Source organism: Pseudohongiella sp., assembly GCF_011050365.1.
Taxonomy (GTDB): domain Bacteria; phylum Pseudomonadota; class Gammaproteobacteria; order Pseudomonadales; family Pseudohongiellaceae; genus Pseudohongiella.
In genome coordinates this window covers 36,278-62,940 of record NZ_DRFV01000009.1, presented here as the reverse complement: position 1 = coordinate 62,940, position 26,663 = coordinate 36,278, and the positions used below count along the sequence as shown (strand labels likewise).

Annotated in this window: 25 protein-coding genes; 15 read left to right on the top strand and 10 right to left on the bottom strand. The window is 52.8% G+C overall.

From position 1 onward, the window contains the following. Positions 1–25 precede the first annotated feature (25 nt). A complete protein-coding gene (locus ENH71_RS08010; RefSeq protein ID WP_294132261.1) occupies positions 26–1,222 on the top strand; it encodes a reverse transcriptase family protein in 1,197 nt (398 codons plus the stop codon). Positions 1,223–1,232: 10 nt separating this feature from the next. Continuing rightward, positions 1,233–2,072, top strand: coding sequence for a retron Ec48 family effector membrane protein (locus tag ENH71_RS08005; protein WP_294132259.1), 840 nt, complete (start codon positions 1,233–1,235; stop codon positions 2,070–2,072). Positions 2,073–2,138: 66 nt separating this feature from the next. Here the strand turns inward: ENH71_RS08005 and ENH71_RS08000 are convergent, their stop codons facing one another. The 4 genes from ENH71_RS08000 to ENH71_RS07985 form a co-directional block, all read right to left on the bottom strand. Beyond that, on the bottom strand, positions 2,139–3,710 hold the full coding sequence (locus tag ENH71_RS08000) for a replication endonuclease (RefSeq protein WP_294132256.1): 1,572 nt from the start codon (positions 3,708–3,710) through the stop codon (positions 2,139–2,141). Next, complete coding sequence (locus ENH71_RS07995; protein ID WP_294132254.1) at positions 3,703–3,909, bottom strand: helix-turn-helix transcriptional regulator; 207 nt, start codon at positions 3,907–3,909, stop codon at positions 3,703–3,705. Before ENH71_RS07995 ends, ENH71_RS08000 begins: the two co-directional genes overlap by 8 nt. A gap of 122 nt (positions 3,910–4,031) precedes the next feature. After that, positions 4,032–4,778, bottom strand: coding sequence for a hypothetical protein (locus ENH71_RS07990; RefSeq protein WP_294132251.1), 747 nt, complete (start codon positions 4,776–4,778; stop codon positions 4,032–4,034). After that, a complete protein-coding gene (locus ENH71_RS07985) occupies positions 4,762–5,976 on the bottom strand; it encodes a tyrosine-type recombinase/integrase (protein WP_294132247.1) in 1,215 nt (404 codons plus the stop codon). Before ENH71_RS07985 ends, ENH71_RS07990 begins: the two co-directional genes overlap by 17 nt. A gap of 459 nt (positions 5,977–6,435) precedes the next feature. Here ENH71_RS07985 and ENH71_RS07980 point away from each other — a divergent pair, with 459 nt between their 5' ends. Next, positions 6,436–6,951, top strand: coding sequence for a hypothetical protein (locus ENH71_RS07980; protein ID WP_294132245.1), 516 nt, complete (start codon positions 6,436–6,438; stop codon positions 6,949–6,951). 34 nt (positions 6,952–6,985) lie between these two features. On the opposite strand, the gene ENH71_RS07975 is transcribed toward ENH71_RS07980, so the two are convergent. Continuing rightward, on the bottom strand, positions 6,986–8,593 hold the full coding sequence (locus ENH71_RS07975; protein ID WP_294132244.1) for an HNH endonuclease signature motif containing protein: 1,608 nt from the start codon (positions 8,591–8,593) through the stop codon (positions 6,986–6,988). A gap of 358 nt (positions 8,594–8,951) precedes the next feature. Between ENH71_RS07975 and ENH71_RS07970 the strand changes: the two genes are divergently transcribed. Then, on the top strand, positions 8,952–10,034 hold the full coding sequence (locus ENH71_RS07970) for an OprO/OprP family phosphate-selective porin (protein ID WP_294132241.1): 1,083 nt from the start codon (positions 8,952–8,954) through the stop codon (positions 10,032–10,034). 114 nt (positions 10,035–10,148) lie between these two features. Here the strand turns inward: ENH71_RS07970 and ENH71_RS07965 are convergent, their stop codons facing one another. Beyond that, complete coding sequence (locus tag ENH71_RS07965) at positions 10,149–11,510, bottom strand: helix-turn-helix domain-containing protein (protein ID WP_294132239.1); 1,362 nt, start codon at positions 11,508–11,510, stop codon at positions 10,149–10,151. A 208-nt stretch (positions 11,511–11,718) separates the two neighbouring features. Between ENH71_RS07965 and ENH71_RS07960 the strand changes: the two genes are divergently transcribed. The 3 genes from ENH71_RS07960 to ENH71_RS07950 are packed head-to-tail and all read left to right on the top strand — an operon-like array spanning position 11,719 to position 15,783. Next, positions 11,719–13,752 carry a TonB-dependent receptor plug domain-containing protein gene (locus ENH71_RS07960; protein ID WP_294132237.1) on the top strand — a complete coding sequence of 678 codons (2,034 nt, stop codon included), beginning with the start codon at positions 11,719–11,721 and terminating at the stop codon, positions 13,750–13,752. Positions 13,753–13,770: 18 nt separating this feature from the next. Then, positions 13,771–15,282, top strand: a complete 1,512-nt coding sequence (locus tag ENH71_RS07955) for a PepSY domain-containing protein (RefSeq protein ID WP_294132234.1) — start codon at positions 13,771–13,773, stop codon at positions 15,280–15,282. Next, positions 15,283–15,783, top strand: coding sequence for a hypothetical protein (locus ENH71_RS07950; RefSeq protein ID WP_294132231.1), 501 nt, complete (start codon positions 15,283–15,285; stop codon positions 15,781–15,783). Positions 15,784–15,971: 188 nt separating this feature from the next. Here the strand turns inward: ENH71_RS07950 and ENH71_RS07945 are convergent, their stop codons facing one another. Further along, a complete protein-coding gene (locus ENH71_RS07945; protein ID WP_294132229.1) occupies positions 15,972–16,493 on the bottom strand; it encodes a YHS domain-containing (seleno)protein in 522 nt (173 codons plus the stop codon). A gap of 531 nt (positions 16,494–17,024) precedes the next feature. Between ENH71_RS07945 and ENH71_RS07940 the strand changes: the two genes are divergently transcribed. Together ENH71_RS07940 and ENH71_RS07935 are read left to right on the top strand one after the other, a co-directional pair. Then, positions 17,025–17,597, top strand: coding sequence for a hypothetical protein (locus ENH71_RS07940; protein WP_294132227.1), 573 nt, complete (start codon positions 17,025–17,027; stop codon positions 17,595–17,597). Beyond that, entirely contained in the window at positions 17,594–17,959 is a 366-nt protein-coding gene (locus ENH71_RS07935) for a DUF3817 domain-containing protein (RefSeq protein WP_294132225.1), read from the top strand. Before ENH71_RS07940 ends, ENH71_RS07935 begins: the two co-directional genes overlap by 4 nt. On the opposite strand, the gene ENH71_RS07930 is transcribed toward ENH71_RS07935, so the two are convergent. After that, complete coding sequence (locus ENH71_RS07930; RefSeq protein WP_294132222.1) at positions 17,929–20,397, bottom strand: vitamin K epoxide reductase family protein; 2,469 nt, start codon at positions 20,395–20,397, stop codon at positions 17,929–17,931. The genes ENH71_RS07935 and ENH71_RS07930 overlap by 31 nt on opposite strands. 119 nt (positions 20,398–20,516) lie before the next feature. Between ENH71_RS07930 and ENH71_RS07925 the strand changes: the two genes are divergently transcribed. Next, positions 20,517–21,224, top strand: a complete 708-nt coding sequence (locus tag ENH71_RS07925; RefSeq protein ID WP_294132220.1) for an exopolysaccharide biosynthesis protein — start codon at positions 20,517–20,519, stop codon at positions 21,222–21,224. A gap of 51 nt (positions 21,225–21,275) precedes the next feature. Here the strand turns inward: ENH71_RS07925 and ENH71_RS07920 are convergent, their stop codons facing one another. Both ENH71_RS07920 and ENH71_RS07915 read right to left on the bottom strand, forming a co-directional pair. Further along, entirely contained in the window at positions 21,276–21,677 is a 402-nt protein-coding gene (locus tag ENH71_RS07920; RefSeq protein ID WP_294132218.1) for a DUF6491 family protein, read from the bottom strand. Between the two features lie 34 nt (positions 21,678–21,711). Further along, a complete protein-coding gene (locus ENH71_RS07915) occupies positions 21,712–22,245 on the bottom strand; it encodes a GNAT family N-acetyltransferase (protein ID WP_294132215.1) in 534 nt (177 codons plus the stop codon). Positions 22,246–22,530: 285 nt separating this feature from the next. On the opposite strand from ENH71_RS07915, the gene ENH71_RS07910 reads away from it, so the two are divergent. The 5 genes from ENH71_RS07910 to ENH71_RS07890 all read left to right on the top strand — a co-directional run bounded on the left by ENH71_RS07910 (position 22,531) and on the right by ENH71_RS07890 (position 26,654). Beyond that, a complete protein-coding gene (locus ENH71_RS07910; protein ID WP_294132212.1) occupies positions 22,531–23,043 on the top strand; it encodes a hypothetical protein in 513 nt (170 codons plus the stop codon). Positions 23,044–23,244: 201 nt separating this feature from the next. Next, on the top strand, positions 23,245–23,829 hold the full coding sequence (locus ENH71_RS07905; RefSeq protein WP_294132211.1) for a nitroreductase family protein: 585 nt from the start codon (positions 23,245–23,247) through the stop codon (positions 23,827–23,829). A 140-nt stretch (positions 23,830–23,969) separates the two neighbouring features. Beyond that, entirely contained in the window at positions 23,970–24,824 is an 855-nt protein-coding gene (locus ENH71_RS07900) for a pirin family protein (RefSeq protein ID WP_294132209.1), read from the top strand. Further along, a complete protein-coding gene (locus ENH71_RS07895; RefSeq protein ID WP_294132207.1) occupies positions 24,821–26,005 on the top strand; it encodes a class I SAM-dependent rRNA methyltransferase in 1,185 nt (394 codons plus the stop codon). Before ENH71_RS07900 ends, ENH71_RS07895 begins: the two co-directional genes overlap by 4 nt. 25 nt (positions 26,006–26,030) lie before the next feature. Continuing rightward, complete coding sequence (locus ENH71_RS07890; protein ID WP_294132204.1) at positions 26,031–26,654, top strand: methylthioribulose 1-phosphate dehydratase; 624 nt, start codon at positions 26,031–26,033, stop codon at positions 26,652–26,654. Positions 26,655–26,663 lie beyond the last annotated feature (9 nt).

The following is a 26,663-nucleotide window of genomic DNA, read 5'->3' as shown; positions in this document are numbered from 1 at the left end:
CAAACTTCCAAGGATGGCGGTGGAAATGACAGATCTTCGTCCTGAGAAAATCACAAAGAGCTCAATCGGTTCTATTTCGAAGTTATCTGTTGTATTGAGCATCCCAGAATCTGATTTATCCGCAATTCTAAAAATCCTGCCCGAAAATCGCTATAAAAAAATTACGATCCCGAAGGGAGTCGGGGGCGAAAGGATCGTTTATAGCGCTACCCCGTTGTTACGAAAAATTCAGCATCGAATTAATACTCGCATATTCAAGAAACTAATCAAGTGGCCGCCGTACCTTTACGGCTCTCTCCCGAATGACAAAGAATTGGTCGGGGGGCAAACAAAAACCACTGTTCAAAGAGATTATATTGCGTGTGCCCAGAATCACTGTGGAGCGAAAAGTATATTAAAGTTGGATATCGCTAACTTTTTTGAAAACATACATCGTGACACTGTAAAAAAAATATTCAGAAAATTTTTCCACTATCCCGAAAATGTATCTGACTACCTAACCGAAGTTTGTTGTTACGGCGACACCCTTGTACAAGGGGCGCTTACTTCTAGCTATTTAGCATCGCTTTGCATGTGGGACACAGAATATAAAGTAATTCAGAAATTGAGTCGACGAAATCTCGTATACACTAGGTTAGTAGATGACATAACAATATCCTCAAAACACAGGGGCTACGATTTTAGGAACGCCGAATCTCATGTACGGGCCATGATGCTTAAGAAGGATTTTCCTCTGAATCTTTCCAAGACAAAAATAATGAGAGCTGGGTCTTCCCCTCTTCTTGTTCATGGGCTCATTGTTAATTTTAGAACTCCCCGCCTGCCATCGTCAGAAATATCTAGAATTAAAGCCTCCGTCAATAATTTAGTAAAAGCTTCGGCTACGGACAATTATCGAACGACATATTCATTTAGGGCGCAATATTTTAGGTGCCTAGGCAGAGTAAATCGATTGGCAAGAGTAAACCACAATAAGCATGAATATTTGATAAATAAGCTTAAAAAAATTCGTCCTAAACCGTGTAAGACAGATATCGAAAGAGTAGAAAATGCGATCGATCGACTTAAGAGTCTTAAGGACAAGACAACAGATAGTTATCGTAGAATTTATAATATTGCTCGTTATCGTATAGGGATCGTATCGAGAAGTTTTGATAGGAAGTCAATGATATTGCTTTCGGAGCTAAAGAAATTGGAAAAGCCTGTATCAAAAATTGACTAATGAGGTCGGAATGAAAATCAGTTTTTACAGTTTGGCAGTATATATTGCCTTGCTAGGTCTCTTTCTGCTTGCTTTTATTTCATTCATTAGTGACTACAAAATATACAAAGACACCATTGGGGATCTATGTTTTTCATCTGATTGCATAGATAATTTCTATAAATATTTTTCCGGATCAGTAAATATCGTAACGGGAGGAGTTGCTGTAATAGCTTTTGTGGCGGCTATATTCGGAAGTATAATTGCTCTTGATAATTATCGAGCGAGTGTGAAAGCATCCGCTCTGTCTGGGCACATAAACCATCTCAAACTTTTTCAGAGTTATATTGAAGCCGAATCTCTAAAATTCGGGATCAATTTTGTAGAAAGTGTAGATACCTTTTTATGGTATCGAACTATGTTCCCTGATTCGAGGAAAGGAGATGTGCACGTATCTAAAAAGTACGGCCAACTTATTGAAAATCTACGATCAGAAATTGAAAAATCATCAAATTCGATCAGTAACTCTAATGCCAACTATGTACCCACCGTTGTGGAGAGTAAGAGTGCGTATAATATTGCCGCTGAGGTTGTCAGGAATTCTCGACTAAAGATTAAGCAGTTGGTTGGTTCATCCCAAAGTCCCATTAGGGATAAGAGATACACATTTACAAATTCTGACCATCAAAGAAGAGTTATTGCTTCGCTCTCTGAAATTGGTGTTTCGATTTCGAGAAATGAACAAAATGAATTTATCAAAACTGAAAGTTCCGCTCTTCGGTTAATAGAATCTGTTAATTTAACTTTCTGCGATCTCAACTCATCCAACGCTGATCTGGTCACTCTTAAAGTCGAAAGGACTTATCTCTAGTCTAACGAGAGTTTTCATTTATTCGTCCCCGTACAGTTATTGACAGTACTCCAAGTGAGCAAAATCCTACGGGTGCCTGACTTCGTCAAGCACCCGCAAGCTTTTGCTCTTTAGCTTAGCTGTCCATGTGTGCATGCGTGTTTGTATACATGTATACCCGTCACTGACCCCCGCAATCTGATTCCCTTTAGGCTCACCATAACGGCCCAGATCAGATTTGTGCTCTCGAACTAATTTGACGGGCTGATCCTTGCGACAAATGTCTGTACCACCCAGAACATTTGTAAATGTACTCCAATCCCCCTGGTCGGCAGCAGTTCGAGCACTGTTAAGTATCCCTTCAGGTGCCGAACCGATTCGCCGTAGCTCTCGCCAACAGGTAACAGGTGGACCACCAAATTGTTGAAACTGTCGTATTCGGTGTGTTGATGCCCATGCAACCACTCGCGAAGCAGCGTCTTTGGCCTGGTTGCCATGCAAGTCTTGCTCAATGTGTTCACCGTCAATATTTTTGGCGATGTACTTAGCTGCGTAGGCAACTCCGCTTCCCTTGCTCCAATCTATTCTTTTTATATCGCAACGTCGTTTGCGCGCACCTTTTTCATCAGGCGAGTCTTCAAGTGCCATCCGAGTCAGAATGTCACCGACTTCATATTCATTATGCGGCGCTGTGTAGAGCAGGATATGCCAGTGAGGGGTTCCGTCATGTTGTGGCTCTGCCATGCGGAAACCGTAAACGTGGATTGAGGCATGTTTAAACAGTGCCCGTGCTCTTGCCCAGACGTTACATAGGTAATGCTGAGCCTGTCTGGGTGTCGTGCCATCGTAGCTGGGGACAGGGTCACCGGATTTTGCGTATCTTGCGTGCATGCGAGAAGGGCAGGTAAGGGTTATAAAAAGCCCGACATGGCCCATACTTTGAGCAATTTGATCAAATCCATATAGCCTGGCCATGAGTTCATTGCGGCGATTCTTCGGGTTTGCCACTGACAGAGCTACCAGGTCGGCCAGTTCGTAGACTTGCCCGATTTCGTTTTCCAGTTGCATCCTTTCCATGACTTGACGATTGTTAGACTGCCGCTGTTTGAATGCTTTCAGGGATTCTTCACTGATATAGAGGCTGGCGAATTTGTGAACTAAGCCAGCTTTGATGGCTACGGCTTCAAACTGGGGTAAGTTGGCTTGTCTGAGTCGCCTTGCCAGCCAGCTTTCATCAAGCATTCGTTTGGCCGCGCCACTGACGGTAACAGGAGGCTTAACCTCCGGAGCTGTGACGCCGAAATTAATCAGCATCCTGGATAATGTGTCGTATTGGTCTTTAGAGTCTGGAGTTGATCGAATTGCCCGAGTGAACTCCTTTGCCCGATTTGCGGCAAATTTTCGTAAAAAGTCATTGTCAGTGGCGAGCTTGAAATTGATCTGGGAAAACTGCTTTACCAGCGTGCGAAGGAATGTGTTCGCCTCATATCGTCCTTTCGTGGCAAACAGATGGTTGTACTGTTTGGCGACAGCGAAATGAAACAGGCTGGGTAAATTGCTGAACTGAGTGGCTCGCCACCGTCTGTCATCCCCGGACGGATCGCTATTATCCCAGGTCAGTTGTTCGCCAAGGGTAGCGGAAAGCTTGTAATCAGGCATGTGAAGTGCCTTCGTCACAGGTGCTTAGTCGCAGCCGATTTTCAATGAAGTCGTCCAGGTCAGTGATGCGGTAACGTATCGAGCGAGTGCCAATCCGGATAAACGGTATTTTTGCGCCAGCCCAGCGGTCTCGCTCCAGGAATGCAGCGCTTATATTGAGGTACGCGGCAGCCTGCTTGGTATTGAGTAGTTTGGTCATAACAGCTCCGATTACGGTTGAGGGACTTGGCCGTAAATTGAGCGAAACTGCTATGTTTGGGAATTACGGCTGCGCGCAGAAGTACTACTTATGCGTGCAGACGTAGCGAATTATGGGCAAAACTACTTCAGATATGCTCTAAGTGCGTCAGTGAAGAAGCGCTTTGCATTGCTTTCGGCGATCAGGTTTCTTTTGTGTTCAGGTAGGCTTCTGTAGAACTTTTCAGCCGCCTGGTTCTTGCTGGTAAAGGTGCGTTTATCATCATGGCGCGCGTACCAATCGAAGAATTCCTGCTTTAATTCGTCTCGCGGGGCATGTTTGGCGCGAGCAGCCTTTCTGGCGTTCAAGGTTTGGGTGTTGTCGGTAACTGGCCTGGCCGCTGGTTCGGCAAGCGATAGGACTTCATTTGCCAACAAAAGGTATTCGCTGGCCTCATGGTTGCGAATCTGGATAGTTGAGGATTGATCGTCCCTCGCCGAGAGGTCTTCCGTGACAGCCCTGGCAATGACGTTCAAGGCAATAATGGCGTCTAAATGGCCCCAGTTGAATGGTTTGTTTTTGATAGGGTAGGCGTCTTGAATCAATAATAGGTCCAACACTTCAGGATGGTAACGTTGATAGTCCTCGCTGGTTTCGTCACGAAGGAGTCTAGTGCCCATATGCTCGTGAAAACTTTCGCCATAAAAGTCGGTATAAAGGGCATCAAACTTCTCAATGGCTGACTGTATGGTGTCGGTCGTGAGCGAGGCCAGGTTTTCGCGAGACCTGATTATGATCCGGTCGGCCTGATCAAAATGCGGAAACTGGGTGTCTGTCTGACCGTCAGTCACGCCGAAGCTGTCAAAGTATGATTTATCCCAGATCATCATTTTCTGCTTCCACCTTTTCCCTTATGTAGTCCGTGATTCTTTGCATAGGTTCGCGCAGCCTTTCGGTATTCGGCACTATATACCCTGCCGTCACATCATTGGAAAACTTATGATTGAGTAGACGCTTCAGGGCAAAGGCGGGTATATCCAGACTCTCAGCAATGGTGATAAAGGTTCGCCGCAGGTCGTGAAGCTGAAATTCGACGCCGGAAAGCTCGGCTACCCTGGTTAACGCGGTACGGGGTTCCTTTAGTGGCCCATTGGTCACAGGGGAGGGGAATACCCAGACCTTTTCTGCCATCAGAAATCTGCGTTTTAACAGATCTTCCAGGAAGTCGGACATGGGCAGGCGGTGCGGCTCTTTGTTTTTGGTGTCGGGTATCAGGAAGGTGCGCTCCTTAAAATCAACATACTCCCAGGTTAGATGCGTTGCCTCCGAGCGTCTAAGACCGGTAAACAGGATGAAGTGCAGGAAATCGCGTGTAGTCTCCTGGTTGAGCAGCATGGTGGCTTCGTACCAGGGTTTTAGCTGGGTAGGCGTCAATAGGGTCTGGCGTCGTCTGACTTCATACCAGGCGCGGCTTTTGCTGAGTCGATCTACAGGGTTGCTGGTCAGTATTGGCTTTCCGTCCTGGCTTTCGTACTTCTCGCTGGCAAAGTTGAACAGGGCTCGCAGCACCCGCATTGTGTTGTTGGCTCGGGCATGGCTTTTGGCCCCAAGTTTACTGTGCCGCTTTTCCACCATGTCTTTGGTGATACTGGTCAGGGGTTTGTCCAGCCAGTCGCCAAGTGCTCCTTCAATGCAGCGCTTATAGTCATGCAGGGTGTTGGGTTTCAGTCCTTTGCGGGCGAGCAGGTAGGCGTTGTAGCTTTCGCGAAGAGTGACAGCCTGGATTTTGCGTTCCCGTTTTTCGACGACCGGATCAGTGCCGGTGCTCATCTGGCCGAGTAGTTTCTGAGCCTCTTTTCGGGCTTGCTCGGGAGTAATCGGGCCATGCTTACCAATGGTCACGCGTTTGTTTTTGCCATTGACCCGTTTTTCCACGAAATAGGACATGGTGCCATTGCTGGTGACCCTGATTCCGAACCCCTGGAGCTGGTCATCCCGATAGAACACATGTTGGGGTTTGCCGTCCGGTTTTGGTGTGGGCGGGACTATCTTGCCTACACGGGAATTCGATATTTTTATCTGCGGCATTTCGCTTAGACTCCGTCCCTTGTGTGCGCCGTGTAGGCACAGTGTAGGCGCATTATTTCAAAAAACGGGGTATTTTGGCAAATTTGTTAAAACAGGGGAAGGTCTAAAAGTAGCTTAAGTTGCTGTATTTAAAGCAATATAAAAAAACAGCAAAAAATGACGCAAATAACTTAAAATCCCTCGGGGAAAACTCCGTACCGGTTCGATTCCGGTCCCGGGCACCACTTACAATCCGATTCATACTCATACCTGGCAAGGTGAACTCCGTGCCGGTTCGATAGGCGCGGCTATCCTGGCGCTCGAGCTATGCCCAGCCTGCGGTTGGCGCAAAAGCAAACATTTGGCGAGAAAACGGTATACTCGCTCGTGGCAAAATTAAAAATCCGAAAAAAATGACTTCTTGTCCAATAACTGTTGGCCACGCGAAGCAGAAGTTCGGCGGTCTCAGGAGCTAAGGTTTTGGATGGAACAGATCAACTGCTAACAATTACCCAGGTTTCGGTAGCATTGGCTGGGTTTGCGGGTGTTGTGTCGGCATATCAACACAAACAGGAAGCTCATGTCAGGCGTGGTGATGCACTGGGCATCGCAATGATGGTCAATATTGGCCTGGTTGACGCATTTTTTTCCGTTTTGCCAGTCATGCTATTTGGTTTGGGATTCAGCGAAGTCTTGACCTGGAAAATGAGCAGTGCGCTCATGGCTGCGAACTATGTGGTGTTCTTCGCTTATATTTTTAGAAATATGCGTCGAATCAAGGTTAAGAAATTGTCATCGAAGTTAGCTTACGCTGCGCTTTATCTGAGTGGCCTCCTGTTCTTTTGTCTTAATCTGGCTAATACCTTTGGCATTGGTTATCAAGGGGTCAGCGGACCCTATTTTGTGTCCTTGATACTTCCACTCATAATCGCCGGGTTTATGTTTGCGCGTCTTGTTCTCAGGCCCCTTTGGCGAAGTGTCAAAGATTCTGAATAGTTAACCGTTACGGCCAGGCGTTTCAGAGCTCGGTCTATGCCCAATCTGCCGCCACACGTTGCAACGCCGCCACCGCCCGGGAATAATCCATCCGCTCCCCTTGCCATCGGGTCACGGCAGTGCGTTCATCGATATCCATGCCCATGTGTTGATGCTGGCGTTCGATTGCCAGTCGTTCGAGCTGGCAGGCCTGCTCGTTGAACTGGGGAAACAGCGCCCTGGGCAGGATCTGCTGGTCGGGGCGGCGCAACTCGATGTTGCCCGCACCGTGATTGATCAGTGCAAAATTCTGTTCGTGTACCAGCCGGTGGTGACGCCGGCACAACAGCACCAGATTATCCAGCCGGGTTTCGCCGCCATCGCACCAGTGGTGAATGTGGTGCGCGTCAACAAACCGAGTTTCGGTACAGCCGGGGAAACGACAGCCACAATCACGGCGGGTGAGAGCGCGGCGCATGGCCGGCGAGATGCTGCGGGTCTTGCGTCCGACATTGAGCACATTGCCGTCGCTGTCTTCCATCACCGTGGTCAGCGCGGTGTCACAGGCAAGACGTCGGGCGGTGGCGGGTGACAGGAAGGGGCCCTGCTCGATACTGCAGTGATGCCCTGCGCTCTGGTTGAGCGTGTCCTTTTCGATGTGGATGATCAGTTGATGGCGTTGTGGCGGGGTCAGTGGCGACAGTCCCTGTTTGCTGTATACAACGCTCTGCTCAGCTAACAGCATCAGGGCGTCGGCGCGTTTCTGCGCGAAGGTGTCCGTGTGCTGTGAATCATCAAGCGTTTCTGCGGAAACGTCTTGCTGGTGTACCGGTGCCTGGCTGTCGGAAAACGTTTCCGCGGAAACGTTTTTGCACGCGTCTGCCGGATCGTTGTCTGCGTCTGCACAAGCATCTGCATCAACATCAACCTGCGAGGCACTGTCCTCGTCGGGCAGCTGCAGCTGTGCAAATGCCGCGTCGATGGCCTTGATGAACATCGCGCCATCTTCCGGTGTCAGCCGCCCGCGGACTACCAGCATGCCATCTTCATCGAAATACCAGCGCAGCTCCCGGCCGGCAAACTGGGCGGCTGCGGCGTCCGACTTGTTGCTTCCGGCATGGCTCTGGCCTTGCACCAGACGTTCTGCGCGCTGATATTTGCGTACCAGATTCTCCATGTGCTGGGCGGTGCCATGGCGGGCAATATTCAGCAGTTGGGTCTCGTTCTGCGGCGTGGCGCTGCGGGTCATGGCACGTACCTTGGAATAGCTGATGGCGCCGCTGGCGAAGGCCCTGTCTATCTGTGGCAGGTCTGCCAGGGACTTTGCCACCCGCACTTTTTCCCGGGCGGCGCCGAGATCAATGCCGCAGTAATAATTGAGCCAGTGCGCCGGCGATTTGATGCCACCGCCAGCACCCCAGGCATTGCGTTCGATCAGGGCGGCCAGCAGTTTCAGGAAGCGATGTTGGGCAGCGTTGATGTGGCCGGCGAGGGTGGTGATGGCTGCCACCAGGGCATCATTGTCAGCGGGAATGTCTATGCCAGCCACAACAGGGGTCGGATCCGCGCTACAGTTGTATGAATCGGGGCATGTTTCCGTATCCGAATCAGTGCCTGAATAACTCGCCTGTTCAGTAGCCTCAATGGTCGTATCAACGTACATGTCGGTCCTCCTGAAGGAATTATGATAACTGTACATATATACAGTATTATAGTCTTGTCCCTTTGGATTATCACGTGTTGATCGTGATTTGGTTAAAGGGGTCAAAAATAAAAAAGAACCGTCAGGCATGCCAATTCCTGGTTGGCTAGATTCCAGGCTCGCTAAACGGCCCATTGTCACGAAACAGTCTTTTTTTTGTCACTAATATGTCTTATTGTCACGAAACCGTCATGTTTTGGTAATATTCTGCGCCCGTCCTTAACAAAAAGGACGGAAATCTGAAATCTATGCGCGGGGCGATACCGGCGATCTGGAGACTAATGTGACTACGAAACCTACTTGGATAAAGCTTTCCCTTATGACTGCAATTAGCGTCGCGGCAACCGGAACTGCTTGGGCCCAGCCTGAGTTCGATGTCCGCGGTCGGGCTCATTTCGATGCCGCCTTCGTTGATGCCGACAATAACCCGGAACTGGGTAGCGGCACTTTGCTCCGTCGCGGCCGTCTTGGCGTCGATGGCACCTTGACTGATGACTGGGATTTCCAGATCGAATACGATTTTGCCGGCGGCAGCGCCTCGGCCAATGACGTGCGCTTGCGCCGATCGCTGGGGCCAGGCCGTGTGATTATCGGGCAGGTGAAGGTTCCGATGGGACTGAGCGAAATTGCCAGTTCCAACAATATCACCTTCATCGAGCGATCGGCCCCCAGCAATCTGGTGGTGGATTCACGCCGTCTGGGGCTCAGTTATCACATGTCGCAGGGGCCGATCATCTTCCAGAGCATGGTCTATACCAATGCCATTAACCAGTCCAGTACTGGCAACGACCCGATAGGCGTGGCCGGGCGCGTGGTCTTCAATCCGGTCAATGATGGTAGCAGCGTGATCCACTTGGGTGTGTCGGGTGCGGTTGAGGACCTGGGCACGAAGAACAGTATTCGCTTGCGCGAACGTCCCGAGTCTCGCCCTGCCAATGGCGTCCGAGTCATCGACACGGGCTCCATCAGCAATGTCAGTTCCACGGCCAAGTTGGGGCTGGAACTGGCCTATCAGGCTGGTCCTTTTTCAGCCGAGGCGGAGTACCTCAGTGTGAATCTGGATCGCGACGGTGCCAGCAGCCCAAGCTTCGGTGGTTACCACGTGCAGGCCAGCTATGTATTGACCGGTGAATCCCGCAGCTACCGCGGCGGTGTTTTCGGCGGCATAAGTCCGTCGGGCAGTAGTGGCGCGTGGGAAGTGGCTGCCCGTTACAGCAGCGCGGACCTGGATGACAGCGGCATCGTCGGCGGGGAGATGGACAACGTCACTTTGGGTGTGAACTATTATGTTTCGTCCAACCTGCGCTTCATGGCCAATCTGATCTTCTCCGATGTAACAGATGGCCGGTTCGGCGACGAGAACGTTAATATCTTCCTGATGCGCGCCGCCTACAGCTTCTGACGTCGCTGCTTATTGTCGCCATTGCGCGGTGCCATTGCTGATCCAATGCAACGGCACCTTCGCTCTGGCGGACGGGACGAAGAACTTTCTCCCAAATGTAGAACCCCGGCCAACTTAACGGGTGGAAGTGGGGGCGTTACCCCAGACCTGGCGTGGATCGATCTCACGGGTGTAGAGCAAATTGGCATCGAAATTCATGCGATCCATTCCGAACACTTCGAATAAGGCTTCATGACTGGCCTGTCCGCGTTCAGACGACAGCGACAACGCATTATCAACCTGCTGCAAAGATTCGGTGCTGGCAACGGCCTGCGCGGCATGCATCAGTCCCGCATCACGCGTGCCGGCGACAATCAGGAACTGATTCCCTTGGGCGGCCGGGAAAGTCGCCAAAAGCCCCATGTCACGAAATGCCTGGCCTTGCTCGGGAAGCCCCGCATCGCTGGTGTAAAACGCCTGAGAGTCCTTGTTGTACAATTCGTCATATGTTCTGCCAACTTGCAGACCCGAGGCTGCAAAGTAAAGGTTGTGCAGCTTATCCATGGCACTGACGTAGCCAATATAGATGACGTGATTTTTACGCAGATCGTGGGTGCTCAAGCGAGACATCATGGTCACTTCCACCGGCTTGCCCGAGCTGTGGAGTATGGGTGTGATCTGAGCCAGCGCGTAGGCACTGCCTTCAGGCATATATGTCATGTCCAGATCAATGTATTGATCAATCATCGTACTGTCATTTAAAAACAGAGTGTTCAGGTCTCGCCTGGAATTGATATTGAAATCACGCACCATGCGGCCAATGCGCCCATACTCATCCAGTTCGCCAAAGATGTAATAGTCACCCATGACCACCAGTATCGGTAGCTCATCATTGAGAATGGTAGACCAAACAGGGTGTTCGGCAACTTGCGGATCGATTCTGGTTGCAGTACTCAGCGATGCGTCTGAATCGGGCTGTGGCCAACTCATGATGATCACGTTGAGTGCCAGTAAGACGATCAGCACGCTCATCAGTGTTATAGCAAGGCGGCTACGTGGCGGTCGGTTTTCTGAAGTCTGACCGGAGTAGCCGTGGTCATCAGTCACATAGTGCGACCCTGATGACGCGGCTGCCTGCGTAGGAACGGCTGCTATCGTGTACTCGCCTTTGGGAATGATGATGTGATGCGAGGCTTCCCGCTCATGTTTGCGATAGTAAGTGTCCAGACGTTTGCGTAGTTGGTGGATGTAGACCCTCACCACCGAATCCTTGCTGACATCGAAATCACTGCCGCGCCCCAGCACATCGATAGCAATTTCAATCTCTTTAGGGGAGCGCCCGTTTCCCGCACTTTTCAGCAGGTACTCCAGTAGCGCAGCATAAATTCTGGACCGTCCCAGAGCGCCGCTATCAACGATGCGTTGATAGAGATCCTGTAGTTGCTCAGGCGAAAACACGTCGCTGGGCAGAATATGTGTGTCCTTGTCGCGGTTCATGATGACTCAGTGCTTAACGGGCCCGGGGAAATGGGGCTGGCTGCCGTTAACATTAGCGTTAACGTTATACAAACAGTTATATAACAGCCGCTTGCTTGCGCCTTAAGGTGTTTGCGCCCACTGTGCATGCATAGTGTACAGGCCGCATTCGCAGCACATTGTCTACGCTAAATTGTTATTTGGCAACTGAGCAGAGAAGGGAGTCAGGGTGGAAAACGGAATTACAGCTCGGCGCACGGTATTGGCGATGGCACTGGGATTGGCACCGGGATTGGCACTGCAAACGCCATTGGCCGCGGCTCAGTCTGTTGAGGAAATTACGGTCCGCGGTCACAGTATTGAGGACACCGTTCCTCAGGACTTGCGCAACTACGGCAGTCGCCTTGAAATCATAACCGCCGAGCAACTGGAGCGCCAAAGCTTCACTGACGTCAGCCAGGCCCTGCAGATGCTGGTGCCTGGCCTGCACATTGCGCCGAAAAATGGGCCTTTTGACTACTTCGATGCGTCTCTGCAGGGGTCCAGAGCGCAGGAAATTCTCTGGTTGATTGATGGCGTGCGGATCACCAATCGACTCTACAATGGAACCAGTCCACTGGATACCATCCCCTCTCATATGATTGAGCGTATAGAGGTTCTCAAAGGCGGCCAGGGAATATTCTATGGTACTCAGGCCGTCAGTGGTGTCATCAATATTGTCACCAAAAGTTTCACCCGCTCCAGCGACAGTGCGGTGGGTGTGGGTGCCCATTCCAATGGGGGCGGCAATATCAACGGGTATCACCGAAGCAGTGTCGGTGATCATCAGTTTGTTGCCTATGCGTCCCGCGACCAGGCGCGAGGCTATCAACCTTTCAGCGACGCGGACGCTCAACCCAGCGCCACCCAGCGTCGCCGTGGCTACGAAGTCAATGTGCTGGGTCTGAAATACGGCTGGGCCATCAATCAGGATACGCGTTTGTCGCTGCAGTATCAGCATGGCGAAAGTGAGCTGGATTTCTCAAGACCTTTCCGAAATGCGGAGACGGTGAATGATCGTATTGAGGATATCGTAACGGCAAAAGTGGATTTGAATGTCGGCGATAATGTCTCCCTGTACGTTAAAGGCTATTTCCATTCCTGGGACACGCGCTACACGCGCGTACACAATGAGCTTGATGACAGCGGGCAGATGACCGGTGGTTTGCAGGTGCTCAATGATGGCTCCTATTGGGGATATGATGACTACGGTCTAACGGCGGTGGCGAAATTCAACGATGGCAATGGTCTGGAATACATTGCTGGTCTGGATCATCAAAGCTTTTCCGGCGAGGATGACGTATGGCGCATCGCCGATCAACGCGAAAAAGTAAACGCTGCATTCCTGCAGTTGCGAACCACGGAACAACTGCTTGAGAACACTTCCATCGCAGTGGGTGTGCGCAGCAACCGGCCATCCAATGTGCAAAATTCTACGGTCTGGAATCTGAGCGCGCGCCACCAGCTGAGCGATGCGCTGTATCTGACGACCAATCTGGGTACCTCGTTTCGCCTGCCCGATGCTGAGCAGTTGTTTCTCAATGAGCTCTATGACGCAGACAATAACGGCATACCTGATGATGGCTGGTTCGCCGTAGGTAATCCCGATCTGAAGCCAGAGAAAAGCAGAAATATCAATGTGGGTATTGGTGGCGTTTTTGGCGACTTGCAATACGAGTTGATAAGCTTCAACAGAAAAATCACTGACTATATTGATTCGTATGTGCCAATTGTTATCAGTGGTGTCACGGGAGAGAGTTTCGTAAATTCCGATGATACGGTACGGGTGCGTGGCGCTGAGCTGATTGCCGCAATGTTGCTCAGTGAAGACTGGCACGGCAACGTCAGTTTCACCCATACGCGTGCGCGTTTGAATAATGCTGGCGGGCAGCTCACCAGTATTCCCGATAGGGAGGCTAAATTGAGCCTGAACTACGAGCCGTCGGGTGCTGCATGGGGGATGACGCTTGCTGCCAACTATGTAGGCGATATTAACGAGCGGCAGGCTTCGACGGCTGGCAACTACACTGCAATGGACATTTCCGGTTTTTACCACTTTGGCGCCGGAGACAAGCACCGATTGACGCTGAAACTGGAAAATATCACCGATGAGCAATATGTCACCCGGGTAGATCGGGCGACTCGGGACACCGGTGGCACTTACCTGTACGGAAATCTTGGCATGCATAGAACCGCGCATGTGGGATACACCTATCAATTCTAGTTTTACTGGTTGCAATTGATGCGCTATCTGTTTCTTTTACACCGGTATATGGGCATTGCTATCGGGGTAGTGATGGCACTCTGGTGTTTGTCGGGATTTGTCATGATGTATGTGCAATTCCCGGACATCACCGCTCAGCAGAGAATTGCCAATCTGTCGGAGTTGCAAACCGAATCGTGTTGCACATTATCTGAACGCAGTGCCTTGCAGGCGTATCAGTTTGACGGCTTTCGGCTTGAGATGATGGCAGATACGCCGGTTCTGCGACTGTCTGGTGAAGACGGCAGTCATATTGTCAATCTTGCTGACGGCAGAACCTTCTCGCGCGTATCGCAGGATGTTGCCGATCAGGTCTCCCGTCGTTATGCCGAGCGTAGAGAAATCAAGGGTCAAGTCCGCTTTCTGGGACTGGTAGACGTCGATCAGTGGACGGTATACGGATCCTTTAATTCGCATAGACCTCTATATCAATATGGTGCCAATGATGAGCAGGCCACGCAGTGGTACGTATCAAGTCTCACCGGAGAGGTGGTGCAGGCAACCAGCGCCCGGCAGCGTTTCTGGAATTATCCCGGTTCTATTACGCATTGGCTCTATCCTACTTTTGTCCGTAAAAACACCGTCGCTTGGGCGCAGACCGTAATTTGGCTTTCAGTAATCGGCTGTTTTCTTACCGTGACGGGTCTGGTAATAGGAATTCGTCAGTTTCGTCGCCGACGCAATGGGCGGCGCTCACCCTATCGTGGCTGGGCATTATGGCACCACTACACGGGTTTGATTTTCGGCGTGTTGGTTCTGAGCTGGGTAGTCAGCGGGTTGTTTTCCATGAACCCTTGGGGAATGCTGCGCAGCACCGGTGCGCAGGCGGAATCGCAGCTGATCAGAAGAGGGGATTTTACCTGGGATGATATCTCGGAAATCGTTTCAATCATCCCGCAACAATCCTTGCCCGAAGGGGTCGTACAAATTGAAGGCGGGATGTTTAATGGCACTCCCTATCTCGTTACCACAGCACTGGAACCAACTAATGTAGATGGCGCACGATCAGAAACAGAAATCAGGTTTGTGCGGCAACGATATGACCAGAACTTTATACCTGCGACGCTCAGTCGGCAGGACCTGGAGCTGGCTGCTCGTCGACTGCAGAGAGGTCGTCCGCCCGCCAGTGTGACCGTGCTGAATAGCGATGACGCTTATTACTACAGCCATCATGTTGCCCGTGAATTCCCAGTCGTCCGCGTTATCGCAGCGGACGAGCAGGCCACGCGTTTTTATCTGGACCCGCTCACTGGAGTGATACGCAGCAAAGTAGACAGAAATGCCCGGTGGTATCGATGGCTTCATTATGGTTTGCATCGGGGTGATCTGTTTCATTGGTTGCGGGTACGTCCGGTGTGGGATTTGGTGCTTTGGCCCCTGCTGTTAGGAGTCAGCATTGTCTGCATCACCGGCGCCTGGCTAGGCATACGTCGTTTAAGAAAGCGTAAAACAGTACGTGGAAATGCAAAGTTATCGTTGTCAGAAAATTAAATGGAGAACAACATGCCTGGAAAAATATTTGAGTCGCAACCCATTGTTGTTGTGATCTGCGTGCTGGCGCTGTCTGCGTGCAGCGGGGGTGGTTCAGATGATCCTCGTCCGCTGGATAATCCGGCAGTCTATCAGCACGGTGAGTCGGTTTTTAAAACACACTCAGTTGAGATTACTCTTCAGGCGCAGGAAAGAACGGAGATAACGGCGGCGCTGGATAAAGACAAGGTAATTCTCTATCACTGGGTTACGGATGGAAGTCCAGTGTACGCGGATTTCCATGGGCACGAGCCGGACGATGATTCTTACTGGCTGCGCTATCGCGAAGACGAGGCTGCAATCAGTTCATCGGGGAGTCTGGTCGCTCCGATGTCGGGCCAGCATGGCTGGTATTATCGCAATGACAATGACACGCCAGTGGTTATCAGTTTGCAACTCACTGGATTTTTCAACGAGATTATCGATACCGGCATCTTAGACACGCCGGAAGCTCAGGAATAGTCGCTTATCATAGTGCATCAATTCACGGCGCTCAAAAAGTGTTCAGCGCGGCGATGCAGGTTTTCACATTCGATCGGTCCTCGGGCCTTCATGTCAAATTACGGTTCGTTGACAGCCGTTGGACCGCTTCTGTTGGGCGCGTGATAATAGAGTTCCGGGCAGTGCGAAAACCGCTTTTCCGGCATCGATCAATCGACCAGTTTGCCCTCATTGATTGCAGTCCGAAAGTTCGTGGCTGCCTGCGTCATGTTTGTGTCTGTGTCAGTCAGAAAACGGGCCCGCACATCAAAGTTTCCATTCAGTACCAAATGGTCACCGATGCGAACGGCAGTTCGGGGGTCTCCGCGTGCTGTCAGATTATTAAACACCAGACCCAGCGCGCAATGACCACCGCCAAAAGGCAGGTAGTGGTTGTCTCCCGCAGACGTTGTCGCGGAGCTGAAAGCCTGGGCATTTTCTGCCGATGAAAAGCACCAGCTTAGCCCATTCAGTTCGATCCTGAACTGGGAACAGTCGGCCACAGCGATGGTGTGCTGATCATATGCCGCTACCGGATCGTAGGGCACCGTCAGATCACCGTTCTTGCGGGAGAAGCCTATGCCATCATTATTGATAAAAACGGGCTGAGTTTCCTGTGCAGTTGCATGCAGGCTGGCTACTAGCAACGTTACAGAGGTCAGGCTTGTCAGCAGGATTGATATCTTGGTCATGTTATTTTCCTTTAGCGACTTCGCATCAGTGTAGAGAGGGTTTTTGTAAGCGTGCCCCGACTCAGGGCTGTAACTACCGGTTACACCGCCGATAATTGGCAGAACAATTGCCATGATGATATCGAATAGAAAAAAATGCCAGTAGTCCTTGGGTTAAACCCCGCCCCGATCCCACTGTCAATCTGCGTCCTGCAACCCAGCCGCCGCCATTGAATAGTCCATCCGCTCATGCTGCCACCGGGTGACGGCCGTGAATTCATCGATAGACGTGCTCATGCGTTGATTTTGGCGTTCAATTGTCAGTGTCTGGAGTTGAGTCCGGGCTACGATAAGGGTCACGGTATAAATCAGTGCCCGAAAAAGTTGTCGGCGCAGTAGCCGGAAAGGGAATATTCGCGTACATTTCCAGGCACTGAAGGAAAAATATATTCTGTGCATAAATACAGTGTTATAGCGTTATCCTTCTGGATTATCATGTGATTACCGTGATTCATCCAAACTGGTTAATACACAATTAAGGAATCGTCAGGCGTGTCCATTCTTGACTGGCTAGAGGCCATCATCAAACTCGGTTTACCCATGGCGGTATTGGGCGGGCTCATGTTCAACTGGCTCTACGGGGCAGGGCAGCTGTCGCGTGACGACGGACACCAGGCCATTCGCCAACGTCTTGCCGAACTCAGAAAGCAGCACAAAACCAACAAAAGCAAACACGGCAACTACCTGTACAAACAATGGCTGTTTTTTGGTGGCGGCTTTTATGGTCTGACGGTGCTGTGGACCCTGCTGGTGATCGAGGTGGGTGAGATGTTCAGTTTCATCCTCAATTTCGATCTGGCGGCACTGCTGGCCAATGGCATTGTTGCTCTGTTCGTTAATCTGGTGGTGTCGCAACTGGGCAATATTGTCACCGCATTGCTGTGGTTTGGCTACTGGCCTGATGCTGGTGGTTCGTCGGTGGTTATCTGGGTGGGTATTGCCTATGCCGGCTACCTGTCTGGCATCCATCTGGCACGCGAGGGCGATAGCCTGCACGGCCTGGCGGATCTGAAAAGCAGGATCAAACTGCGCCGGCAAGGCATGAAGGACAAGAACGTCAAATGATTGGCCGTATCTTCGCCATGGCCGCATTGATTGAGGCGCTTACCTGGGCCGGATTGCTTATCGGCATGTTCCTTAAATACGTCACCGAAACCACTGAGTTGGGGGTCTGGCTGTTCGGTCGCCTGCATGGCGCCGCCTTCATGTTTTATGTGGTCGTCACTGTTATTGCCGCCTGGCGCCTGCGCTGGCCGCTGTGGGCGACCGCGCTGGCCGTTCTTGCCGCCATTCCGCCGTTAGTCACGCTACCCCTGGAGATCTGGTTTAAGCGCCTGGGGCTGTTAACGCCAACGCCAAAGCCAACGCAGAGTCAGGGTGAGGGTAATGGTGAGAGTCAGACAATCAACCGCGACCAGCTGCCATAAACCCCGTTAACCGGTCCGCGGGGAATACTGGCGGCCATGACGATAACGCCTGCCACCAGGGTCGCAATAGTGACCAGCAGGCTGCCTTCCAGCACCAGCGCACAAATCATCAGGCCCAGTGCCAGGAACAGGTTCAGGAAACGCAGTGGACGGGCCACCTCGGCCAAAGCGGTCACCGATACGGTCATTATCAATGCACCGATCAGGTGATGTGCGTCGGCCATGCCCCCTTGTGCCCCCAGCAATAAACGCGTGAGCATCAGCAGAGCGCCGACCGCGATACAGGCTATCAGGCCATAACACAGCCGCACACCGCCGGTGAACATGTCCTTGATGATGGCGATGGGCGAGCGCTGGAAATCATCCACCGCGTCGTCCTGCCGGCCCTTTTTGCCCTCGTCCGTATCACCGAAAATGAACGCGCGCAGCACCGAGTGTCCCTCGCGTTTGCGGCGCAGCAGAAACTGTCCGGTCGCCACCAGCTCATCAACCGAAAACGGAATCTGCAGCAACATGGCCGCAGCCGCCATCAGACACAGTGTGCACCAGGTATCCAGCAGAATAGGCTGGATGATAATGAAAGTAATGGAGACAGCACCCAACGGCACGATCAGAATGCCAAACAGGATGGTGAGCCAGGGCATGGTGCGCCAGCGCTGTGATGAGCCGATCACACCGACCAGTATCTCCAGCAGATAGACCATCGCCCCGGCGCCGGCATCGGGCACCGGCCAGGCTTCGGAGATCGAGGAGGTGATGATTTCGCCGGTGCCATTTTTACCATCACCAGGCAGTGCCCCGGCAAAAAACGGCTCCCAGATGGTGTCAACGTGACCCAACTGGTATGCGGCCATGTAGGCGGAGATAAAAAAACCGATAAACGCCAGAATAATAATCGGCAGTCGCTGCAGCCAGGAGGAGGGCGAGTACTTCCAGCCGGGGGGGACGGTGGGGCCGGTCATCACTGCCAGCGGTGACAGTCCCGGCGCCGGCCGCAGCGCAACCGACAGGGCGACTACCAGGAAACCCACCACCGAGCCGTTAAGATAAACCGCTGCGCTCGGCGACCAGAACACCAACGGCGCTGTCATCACCCATAAACCGACGGCGGCCGTCGCCCAACGCGCCAACGGCAGGCGCCATGACAAAGACAATGAAGCCAGGATGACAATGGCGATGCCTGACACAATGTCGCTGACCGCCATCGCCTGGGATTCATAACCCAGGCGAGGTATGGATGCGATCAGCCAGAAACCCAGTGCGATATTGAACAGCGCGCCCCAGATGTTGCGGGCATGTTCGTCGCGGTACCAGGTCTCGTGCCGCTGGCGCATGACTTCAGGTTTATCGGTTTTCTCTTCCGCATTTACCAGCCAGTCAGGCGGGCGAATGCCATTGTTCCTGTACCAGGCCACCGGATCTTTCTTCAGGTTCTTGACCATTATTTCCAGTTTTTTGCCGATGCTATGGCTGGGCTCCCAGCCCAGCAGATGTTTGGCCTGGGTGATATCCAGTGCATAGTGATCGGACGCCAGGTCAATGAGGAAAGGGCGGATAAAGGGTTTTTCGCCGTGGTCGATGGCGTCGGGTACGACCGGTTCGGATTTTTCTTCCATCCAGGCACCGGCCTTGGCAATCGGCTCGGGCAGGGAAAGTGTGCGCCAGACTTCCGCGCCGTGAATAAGCCGGCCCAGTTCATCCTGCAACTGCCGGTAACTCATGACGTCGGGCTCGCCAGCCAGCACTGTGGCGTCGGCCGGCAAATCATTGCGGCGGTCTATGCAGCGCTTGAACAGGTCAAGCATGTCATCGAGATGAATAAACGACTGGCCGGCGTCCTGGTCACCGGAATGCAGATGCGCTTTCATGTCGCGTTCGTAAATGCGTGCGATCTGGTGCGCCAGCGTGGGCACAGCGGTATTGTCATCGTACAAACCTGCCAGATGCAGCAGAGTGAAGGGCATGTCACCGCTGTTTTCACGAATCACCGCTTCGGTTTCTGCCTTCGATTCGGGGTAGGCCCATTTTGGCGCTATCGGTGTGCTTTCGTTGACGCGTTCGCCAGGTGAACCTGCCTGGTGGACCAGCATGGTGCCGGAATAGATAAAGCGCTCGACGTTAAAATCCGTAAGCGCTGACAGCAGGTTTCGCGTGCCTTCAACATTCACCTTGTCGTACAAGGGAGATTTGACACCGGTGAAATCGAAATAGGCGGCCAGGTGAATGACAGCCGCAATTTTTTTGCCGTGCCTGTCCGCCAGATCCCGAAACGCAAGCGTCATCGAGTCTGTCGAGGTCAGGTCAGCGACGATATCCGTATGTTTGCCGTCGTCGACGTCGATACCAACAACGTCATAGTCGGATTTGAGTTTTCGCCGCAGAGCTGTTCCAATATTGCCATTGGAACCGGTAATCAGGACCAGAGGTTTAATATTCATAGTAACTACCTTAATGTTGAAAGGATCGTGTTGCAAGGCAGGTCAGGCCCTGATCCGTTCATCCGTCGGCTACAACTACCGCCCGGGGTGGCACAGATGACTGTGCTGGTTGCACGTTTGTGAGCACAGATAATTCCGATTCAAGGGGGGGTCAGCACGACGCTGTATCGCTGGAGATATTGCTGGAGCATCTGGGTGAGCTGCGTGGCGACGACGCAGCTGCTGATAACAGCGCAGGGCACGATTCCACAGCCCATGATACTCCAGACCAGGACACCCCAGACCAGGACACCGCAGCTCATGACGTCAGCAAGGTCAGTGTCGGTGACATTATCCACGTTGTTGGTGATCGCTCGTTTGCGCCACTGTTGATGCTGGTGGGCATGTTGCTGGTGTCGCCCCTGAGCGGCGTGCCGACCTTTCCCAGTATGGTGGCTGGCATCGTGTTACTGGTAACGTCACAGATGTTATTGGGCCGTGAGCACTTCTGGTTGCCCGCTCGCCTGCTTAACGTGAGGGTGCCCCGCGATAAACTCCATACTGCGCTCCGATGGCTGCAGCCGTCGGCACGATTCGTTGACCGCATTACCAGGCCGCGATTGAGGGTATTGGTGCGTGGACCCAGTATTTATATTATTGCCGTGATTTGCCTGAGCATTGCCTGCCTGTTACCGGTGATGGAACTCATTCTGTTTTCATCCTCGGTCGCCGGCGCCGTGCTGATGTTGTTCGGCGTGGCGCTGGTGTCACGTGACGGCTTGCTGGCCTTGTTCGGATATAGCGCTACCGCAATCACAGTCTGGGTGATACTGAGCGCCATGGGGTGATGCCGCAAGCCAGGCGCTCACGCCGAACGCCATGACTGACGATACGAACCTTCAGCGTTCATCCATGTCAGCCAGATGCCAGCGATTAATCTGTGTTACCGAACAGCTCAGACCCAGGTCGCGATCAAAGGTGACACGGTCACCCGGCGTCAGACACGAGCTGCCGCGTGACTCCACTGCAATCTGCATGAAGGCGTTGCGGGTATTACAGCCGCCGGCCAGTTCCAGCTTGTAGTATTCGTCGTTGCGCGCCTCAACCACGATGGCAGAGTCATCCAGCTGATGCCAGCTTCGAATGTCGCGATTAAAACAGAGGGAGTTTTCCTCCTCGCCCTGCATGCCGTTGAGGATCGCTGTGTTGGTGCCTGAGCCAGACGAGGCACACGCAGCTAAGGCCAACGGTATGGAGGCCAGTAGGGTGAAACGATTGAGAAGAGTCTTTTGCTGCAACATGATTGATCCTCCTTACAGTGAATAAAATATCCTGTTATTCGATCAAAATCAGTTCATAAAATTCGGCGTCTTCCTGCGACACACCATCGCGGGCGTTCACTGTGCCTTTGCCGGTGCGAGTCAGGCCTGCATTTCTCAATACCTTGCCAGATGCCGGATTGCGTGACAAGTGATGGGCATGCACGCGGGCAAGTTCAAGTGATGTCATTCCAAAACCTATTACGGCGTCGACTGCTTCGCTGGCATAGCCCTGACCCCAGTGCGGCTCACCTATCCAGTACCCCAGTTCGGTGTCGCCATGGTGGATATTCATCAGGCCGACGGCACCGATCAGCTCAGCATCACAGCGTAAACACACGGCAAAAATGGCCGCACTGCGACGTTGCCAGTCATCCGCGTGTGCCGCGATCCAGTTCTCCGCTTCACCATCGGTATAGGGATGCGGAATGTTGCTGGTCATCCGCGCCACCGCAGGGTTGCCGGCCAGCGATTGCACGCGCGCGGCGTCTGTGCCCTGAAATGGTCGTAATAACAGGCGTTCAGTAGCCAGTGTCGGTTGATCTTGCATGGTGTTGCGTCCCGATTGTTGCGTCCAAAAAATGATGTTGTCAGCGATGATTGTACTGTGTGTGTTGTTATCTGTGGGGACTGTTTTGCTATTCCGGTACTTCCCGGTACACCAGCGGCATGTGCTTGTGATTGCCGTCACACGGGATGCAGATTGCGTTTTTTGTCAATTGACGTGGGAATAAATCCCACACTATTATTTGTCTCGTATTGGGGAAGGGGGGTTAAAGCTGCCATTTTGGCTTGTTACCCTAGAGTGGAAGTCGTAATTTTATGGAGGAAAACGATGAAATATTTCACCAATGCTATGAGTTTGAAGACGTATTTGGGCATGGCCCTGCTGCTGTGTTTCGGACACGCGGCATGGGCCGACCAGACGCCGATGGTGCTGCGCGACAACGTACTGAAACTGCCGCAGGCAGTTGTGGTGGACGGGGATGACATCAGCCATTTTCGCAACGTTGAGTTAACCCAGGACGCCAACGGCACTTTTGCCATTACCGCATCGCAGGCAGGCAGCCTGGCCGGTGTTGAATCCGTCGAGATTCTGCGTGAAGCCGATCGTGTTGATGTGCTGGCTAAAGGCTGGCGTTCTGCCTGTGTCAGCATTGAGCCGGAGGCCGTGTCTTACAAGAATGGTGATTTCGTGGTTGCCATTCCCGAGTCAGAGCCGACATCCGACGTTTGTGTCGCACAGGCGATCCGGTTTTATGTCATTGCCACGTTGCCGACCGACGGACTGGCGGCCGGTGACTACTCAGTATCAGTTAACGGGGTGAAAACTGATTTCACATTATGATCCCCGCGGCAGGTAAGGTTAACAGCCATTGTTGACGGCCTTGGTTGACAGGAAGGCCTGGCCAGGTTTGGGACAGGGAGCACACGGACGTGCATTTTGTCCAACCACCTCAGTGCCCGCTACAACTGGTACCTCAGGGGTATCGACGGTACACTCAATCCTTTTGTTGTCACTTAAATGTGTCGTATAAGGGAGTTGCAGATGAAGTACCCCGATACCATTTCACCCGATTTTTCCGCCCGCGACGCGCTGGACGGTGTTGATCCTTTGCTGGTCAATCGTTGGTCACCGCGTGCTTTTGTTAAAACGGATATCAGCGATAGCGACCTGGCGTTGCTTTTTGAAGCGGCGCGCTGGGCGCCATCCTGTTTTAACGCCCAGCCCTGGGTGTTTCATGTATCCACCGAAAAATCCTTCGACGACTACCTGGATCTGCTGCTGGAAGGCAATCAGACTTGGGCCCGCGAAGCGTCCGTGTTGGGTTTTGTGGTGGTGAAAAAAACCTTTCCCCACAATGGTAAAACCAATATTTACGCCGAATACGATGCCGGTGCCGCGTGGATGGCCATGACTGTGCAGGCACGACAGATGGGTTTGTATACCCACGGTATGGGCGGCATCAAACATGAAGACGTCGCTGCCTATCTGAATCTTGATGACGATCACCGCGTTGTGTGCGGTTTTGCCATTGGAGTGGCGGCAGCGCCCGATACTTTGCCGGATGAGTTGGCGGAGAAGGAAAAGCCATCGCCACGTAAACCCTTGAGCGATGTGTTGCGTAGATAAAAGACTATTTAAAAACTATCTCGGCTTTGGCTTCCTGCATCGCTCTGCCTCCTGTATCCATGCAGTCGTGCGTTGCCAATGCCTCGAATACGTTTTTTAACAGCCTTTTGGAAGCTAAATTACCGATTCGGAGTGCCACAATGGCGAAGATATTAAAAGCAGACGACAAAGACCTGGGCGGTTTCACCGTCAGTCGTGTGCTGCCCCATCACGATAAAAAAATGATCGGCCCCTTTATTTTCTTTGATCACATCGGTCCGGCCGATTTTCCCGCCGGCGAGGGCATCAATGTCCGCCCGCACCCGCATATTGGCCTGGCCACCGTGACTTACCTGTTTCAAGGCAGCATTCTGCACCGGGACAGCCTGGGCTCGGTGCAGGAGATTTTTCCCGGTGATGTGAACTGGATGATCGCCGGCAAAGGCATTGTGCACTCGGAGCGCGAAACCCATGAAGTGCGGGCCCAGCGTCATCCCTTGCACGGCTTGCAATTGTGGGTGGCATTGCCGCCGGAACATGAAACGGTGGAACCCGACTTTGAGCACGTCAACAAGGCGCTGCTGCCGACCATTAACCGGCCCGGACTGATGATGCGGCTGATCGTAGGTGAGGCTTACGATCGCAGCTCGCCGGTGCGTACGTTTTCACCGATGTTTTTTCTGGATGTGCTGGCGCAGCCCGACGCGAAACTGGAACATCCCAATCCCAAGCATGAAGCGGCGCTGTTTGTTGAAACCGGTCGCGTTAAAATAGGCGATGACGAGTTTGGCGCCGGTGACTTTGTGTGGCTGGATGCGGATGATCTGGAATTCGAAAGTCTTGAGCACAGCCGCCTGCTGTTGCTGGGCGGTGAAAAATTCACCCGCGTGCCCCATATTCACTGGAATTTTGTCGCCTATGAGCGCAACACACTGGATGCCGCGCGCAAACGCTGGGACAATGGCGAATTCCCTCGAGTGCCGGGGGATGACAAGGAACACATACCCCTGCCATGACTGTTGTTAAATTGAGTAAAGGCCGTGACAGTTCGCTGTTGCGGCGTCATCCGTGGATTTTCTCCGGCGCTGTGGCGTCCGTCGAAGGCGAACCGGCAGTTGGCGACACCGTTGCCATCGCCGATAGCAGTGGCAAAACCCTGGGTTTTGCTGCCTGGTCGCCAGCGTCACAAATTCGTGCCCGCATGTGGTCCTTTGATCCGGAGGCGGTGATTGACGCGGGCTTTATCCGCGAACGCCTGCGCCGTGCCATTGCCCGGCGTGCCGGTTTGCTGTCGGATACCCGCACCGCCTGTCGTCTGGTGTATGCCGAAGCCGATGGTTTTCCCGGCCTGATCGTGGATCGCTACGGCGACTATCTGAGTTGCCAGTTTCTCAGTGCCGGTGCCGAGTTCTGGCGTGACGCCATCATTGCCGCGCTGGCCGAATTCTCACCCTGCTTGGGCATTTATGAGCGCTCTGACGTCAGCGTGCGTAAACATGAGGGGCTGGAACAGCGTCAGGGCCTGATTCACGGGCAGGAGCCGCCGGAGCTGGTGCAGATTCAGGAGCAGGATCGCCTGTTTATGGTGAGCATTCAGCAGGGCCACAAAACCGGCTATTATCTCGATCAGTTTGACAACCGCAGTCTGGTGCAGTGTCTGAGCGCGGATAAAACTGTGCTTAACTGTTTTTCCTACACCGGTGGCTTTGGCATCGCCGCGCTCAATGGCGGCGCCACCCATGTTACCAATGTGGATTCTTCCGGGCCGGCGCTGGAGTTGGCCGGGCAGAATCTGGCGCTGAACGGCTTTGACACGGATCAGGCTGAGCTGGTGCAGGCCAATGTGTTTGAATACCTGCGGGAGTTGAAGAGCAAGAACACGTTATATGATCTGATCGTACTCGATCCGCCCAAATTCGCAGAGACCAAACACCAGTTTAAAAAGGCTGCACGGGCGTACAAGGATATTGCATTGCAGGCGGCTCAATTGCTCAGTCCCGGCGGCACGCTGGTCAGTTTTTCCTGTTCTGGTGCCATTGACCCCGCGCTGTTTCAGAAAATCACCGCCGACGCCCTGCTTGATGCCGGACGTGAAGGGCGAATCACGCATTATTTGCATCAGGCAGAAGATCATCCGGTGGCGTTGCCGTTTCCGGAGGCGCTGTATCTTAAAGGCCTGGTGTGTGTGCTTGACTGACCAATTCGGGCTATAATTGCGCACCATGAATCCAGCACAATCCTACCAGCAAGCCGTCTCAGGTCTGATCGCCGCCGGGCAACGTATCTGGCAACAGGGCTGGTGTCCGGCGACCAGCAGCAATTTTTCCCGGCGGCTGGATGCTGACAGGTGTGCCATCACAGTGTCGGGTCGGGACAAAGGCAGTCTGCAGCCTGACGACATCATGCAGGTGGATCTGTCAGGGCAGGCGCTGGACGGCAAAAAACCTTCTGCGGAAACCCTGTTGCACACCCAGCTTTACCGGCGTGATCCGGAAATAGGCGCGGTCCTGCATACACATTCGGTGAAAGCGACGCTGGTGTCGATGGTTGCCCCGGATACCGTGGAACTCAGCGGCCTGGAGCTTCTCAAAGCCTTTGCCGGTAACACCAGCCATCAGGTGCCGATGCAAATTCCGGTGTTTGACAACACCCAGGACATCGCCGCGCTGGCAGCCGAGGTGGAAAGCTGGATGCAGCAACATGGCACCGGACATGCATACCTGATCAGGGGGCATGGCCTTTATACCTGGGGGCGCGATTTGCCGGAATCCTTGCGCCATCTTGAGGCACTGGAGTTTCTGCTTGATTATTATTGGCACGCACGACTGGCGGTACGGCCGTCGTAGCAGTGTGAA

What these genes read in the sequence shown, in the direction of transcription:
- ENH71_RS07955 (WP_294132234.1), top strand. Translation starts at nt 13,771, where the DNA reads ATGCGCTATCTGTTTCTTTTACACCGGTATATGGGCATTGCTATCGGG.
- ENH71_RS07975 (WP_294132244.1), bottom strand. Translation starts at nt 8,593, where the DNA reads ATGTACGTTGATACGACCATTGAGGCTACTGAACAGGCGAGTTATTCA.
- ENH71_RS07945 (WP_294132229.1), bottom strand. Translation starts at nt 16,493, where the DNA reads ATGACCAAGATATCAATCCTGCTGACAAGCCTGACCTCTGTAACGTTG.
- ENH71_RS08005 (WP_294132259.1), top strand. Translation starts at nt 1,233, where the DNA reads ATGAAAATCAGTTTTTACAGTTTGGCAGTATATATTGCCTTGCTAGGT.
- ENH71_RS08010 (WP_294132261.1), top strand. Translation starts at nt 26, where the DNA reads ATGACAGATCTTCGTCCTGAGAAAATCACAAAGAGCTCAATCGGTTCT.
- ENH71_RS07890 (WP_294132204.1), top strand. Translation starts at nt 26,031, where the DNA reads ATGAATCCAGCACAATCCTACCAGCAAGCCGTCTCAGGTCTGATCGCC.
- ENH71_RS07930 (WP_294132222.1), bottom strand. Translation starts at nt 20,397, where the DNA reads ATGAATATTAAACCTCTGGTCCTGATTACCGGTTCCAATGGCAATATT.
- ENH71_RS08000 (WP_294132256.1), bottom strand. Translation starts at nt 3,710, where the DNA reads ATGCCTGATTACAAGCTTTCCGCTACCCTTGGCGAACAACTGACCTGG.
- ENH71_RS07990 (WP_294132251.1), bottom strand. Translation starts at nt 4,778, where the DNA reads ATGATGATCTGGGATAAATCATACTTTGACAGCTTCGGCGTGACTGAC.
- ENH71_RS07895 (WP_294132207.1), top strand. Translation starts at nt 24,821, where the DNA reads ATGACTGTTGTTAAATTGAGTAAAGGCCGTGACAGTTCGCTGTTGCGG.
- ENH71_RS07920 (WP_294132218.1), bottom strand. Translation starts at nt 21,677, where the DNA reads ATGTTGCAGCAAAAGACTCTTCTCAATCGTTTCACCCTACTGGCCTCC.
- ENH71_RS07910 (WP_294132212.1), top strand. Translation starts at nt 22,531, where the DNA reads ATGAAATATTTCACCAATGCTATGAGTTTGAAGACGTATTTGGGCATG.
- ENH71_RS07900 (WP_294132209.1), top strand. Translation starts at nt 23,970, where the DNA reads ATGGCGAAGATATTAAAAGCAGACGACAAAGACCTGGGCGGTTTCACC.
- ENH71_RS07950 (WP_294132231.1), top strand. Translation starts at nt 15,283, where the DNA reads ATGGAGAACAACATGCCTGGAAAAATATTTGAGTCGCAACCCATTGTT.
- ENH71_RS07905 (WP_294132211.1), top strand. Translation starts at nt 23,245, where the DNA reads ATGAAGTACCCCGATACCATTTCACCCGATTTTTCCGCCCGCGACGCG.
- ENH71_RS07985 (WP_294132247.1), bottom strand. Translation starts at nt 5,976, where the DNA reads ATGCCGCAGATAAAAATATCGAATTCCCGTGTAGGCAAGATAGTCCCG.
- ENH71_RS07935 (WP_294132225.1), top strand. Translation starts at nt 17,594, where the DNA reads ATGATTGGCCGTATCTTCGCCATGGCCGCATTGATTGAGGCGCTTACC.
- ENH71_RS07970 (WP_294132241.1), top strand. Translation starts at nt 8,952, where the DNA reads ATGACTGCAATTAGCGTCGCGGCAACCGGAACTGCTTGGGCCCAGCCT.
- ENH71_RS07915 (WP_294132215.1), bottom strand. Translation starts at nt 22,245, where the DNA reads ATGCAAGATCAACCGACACTGGCTACTGAACGCCTGTTATTACGACCA.
- ENH71_RS07965 (WP_294132239.1), bottom strand. Translation starts at nt 11,510, where the DNA reads ATGAACCGCGACAAGGACACACATATTCTGCCCAGCGACGTGTTTTCG.
- ENH71_RS07995 (WP_294132254.1), bottom strand. Translation starts at nt 3,909, where the DNA reads ATGACCAAACTACTCAATACCAAGCAGGCTGCCGCGTACCTCAATATA.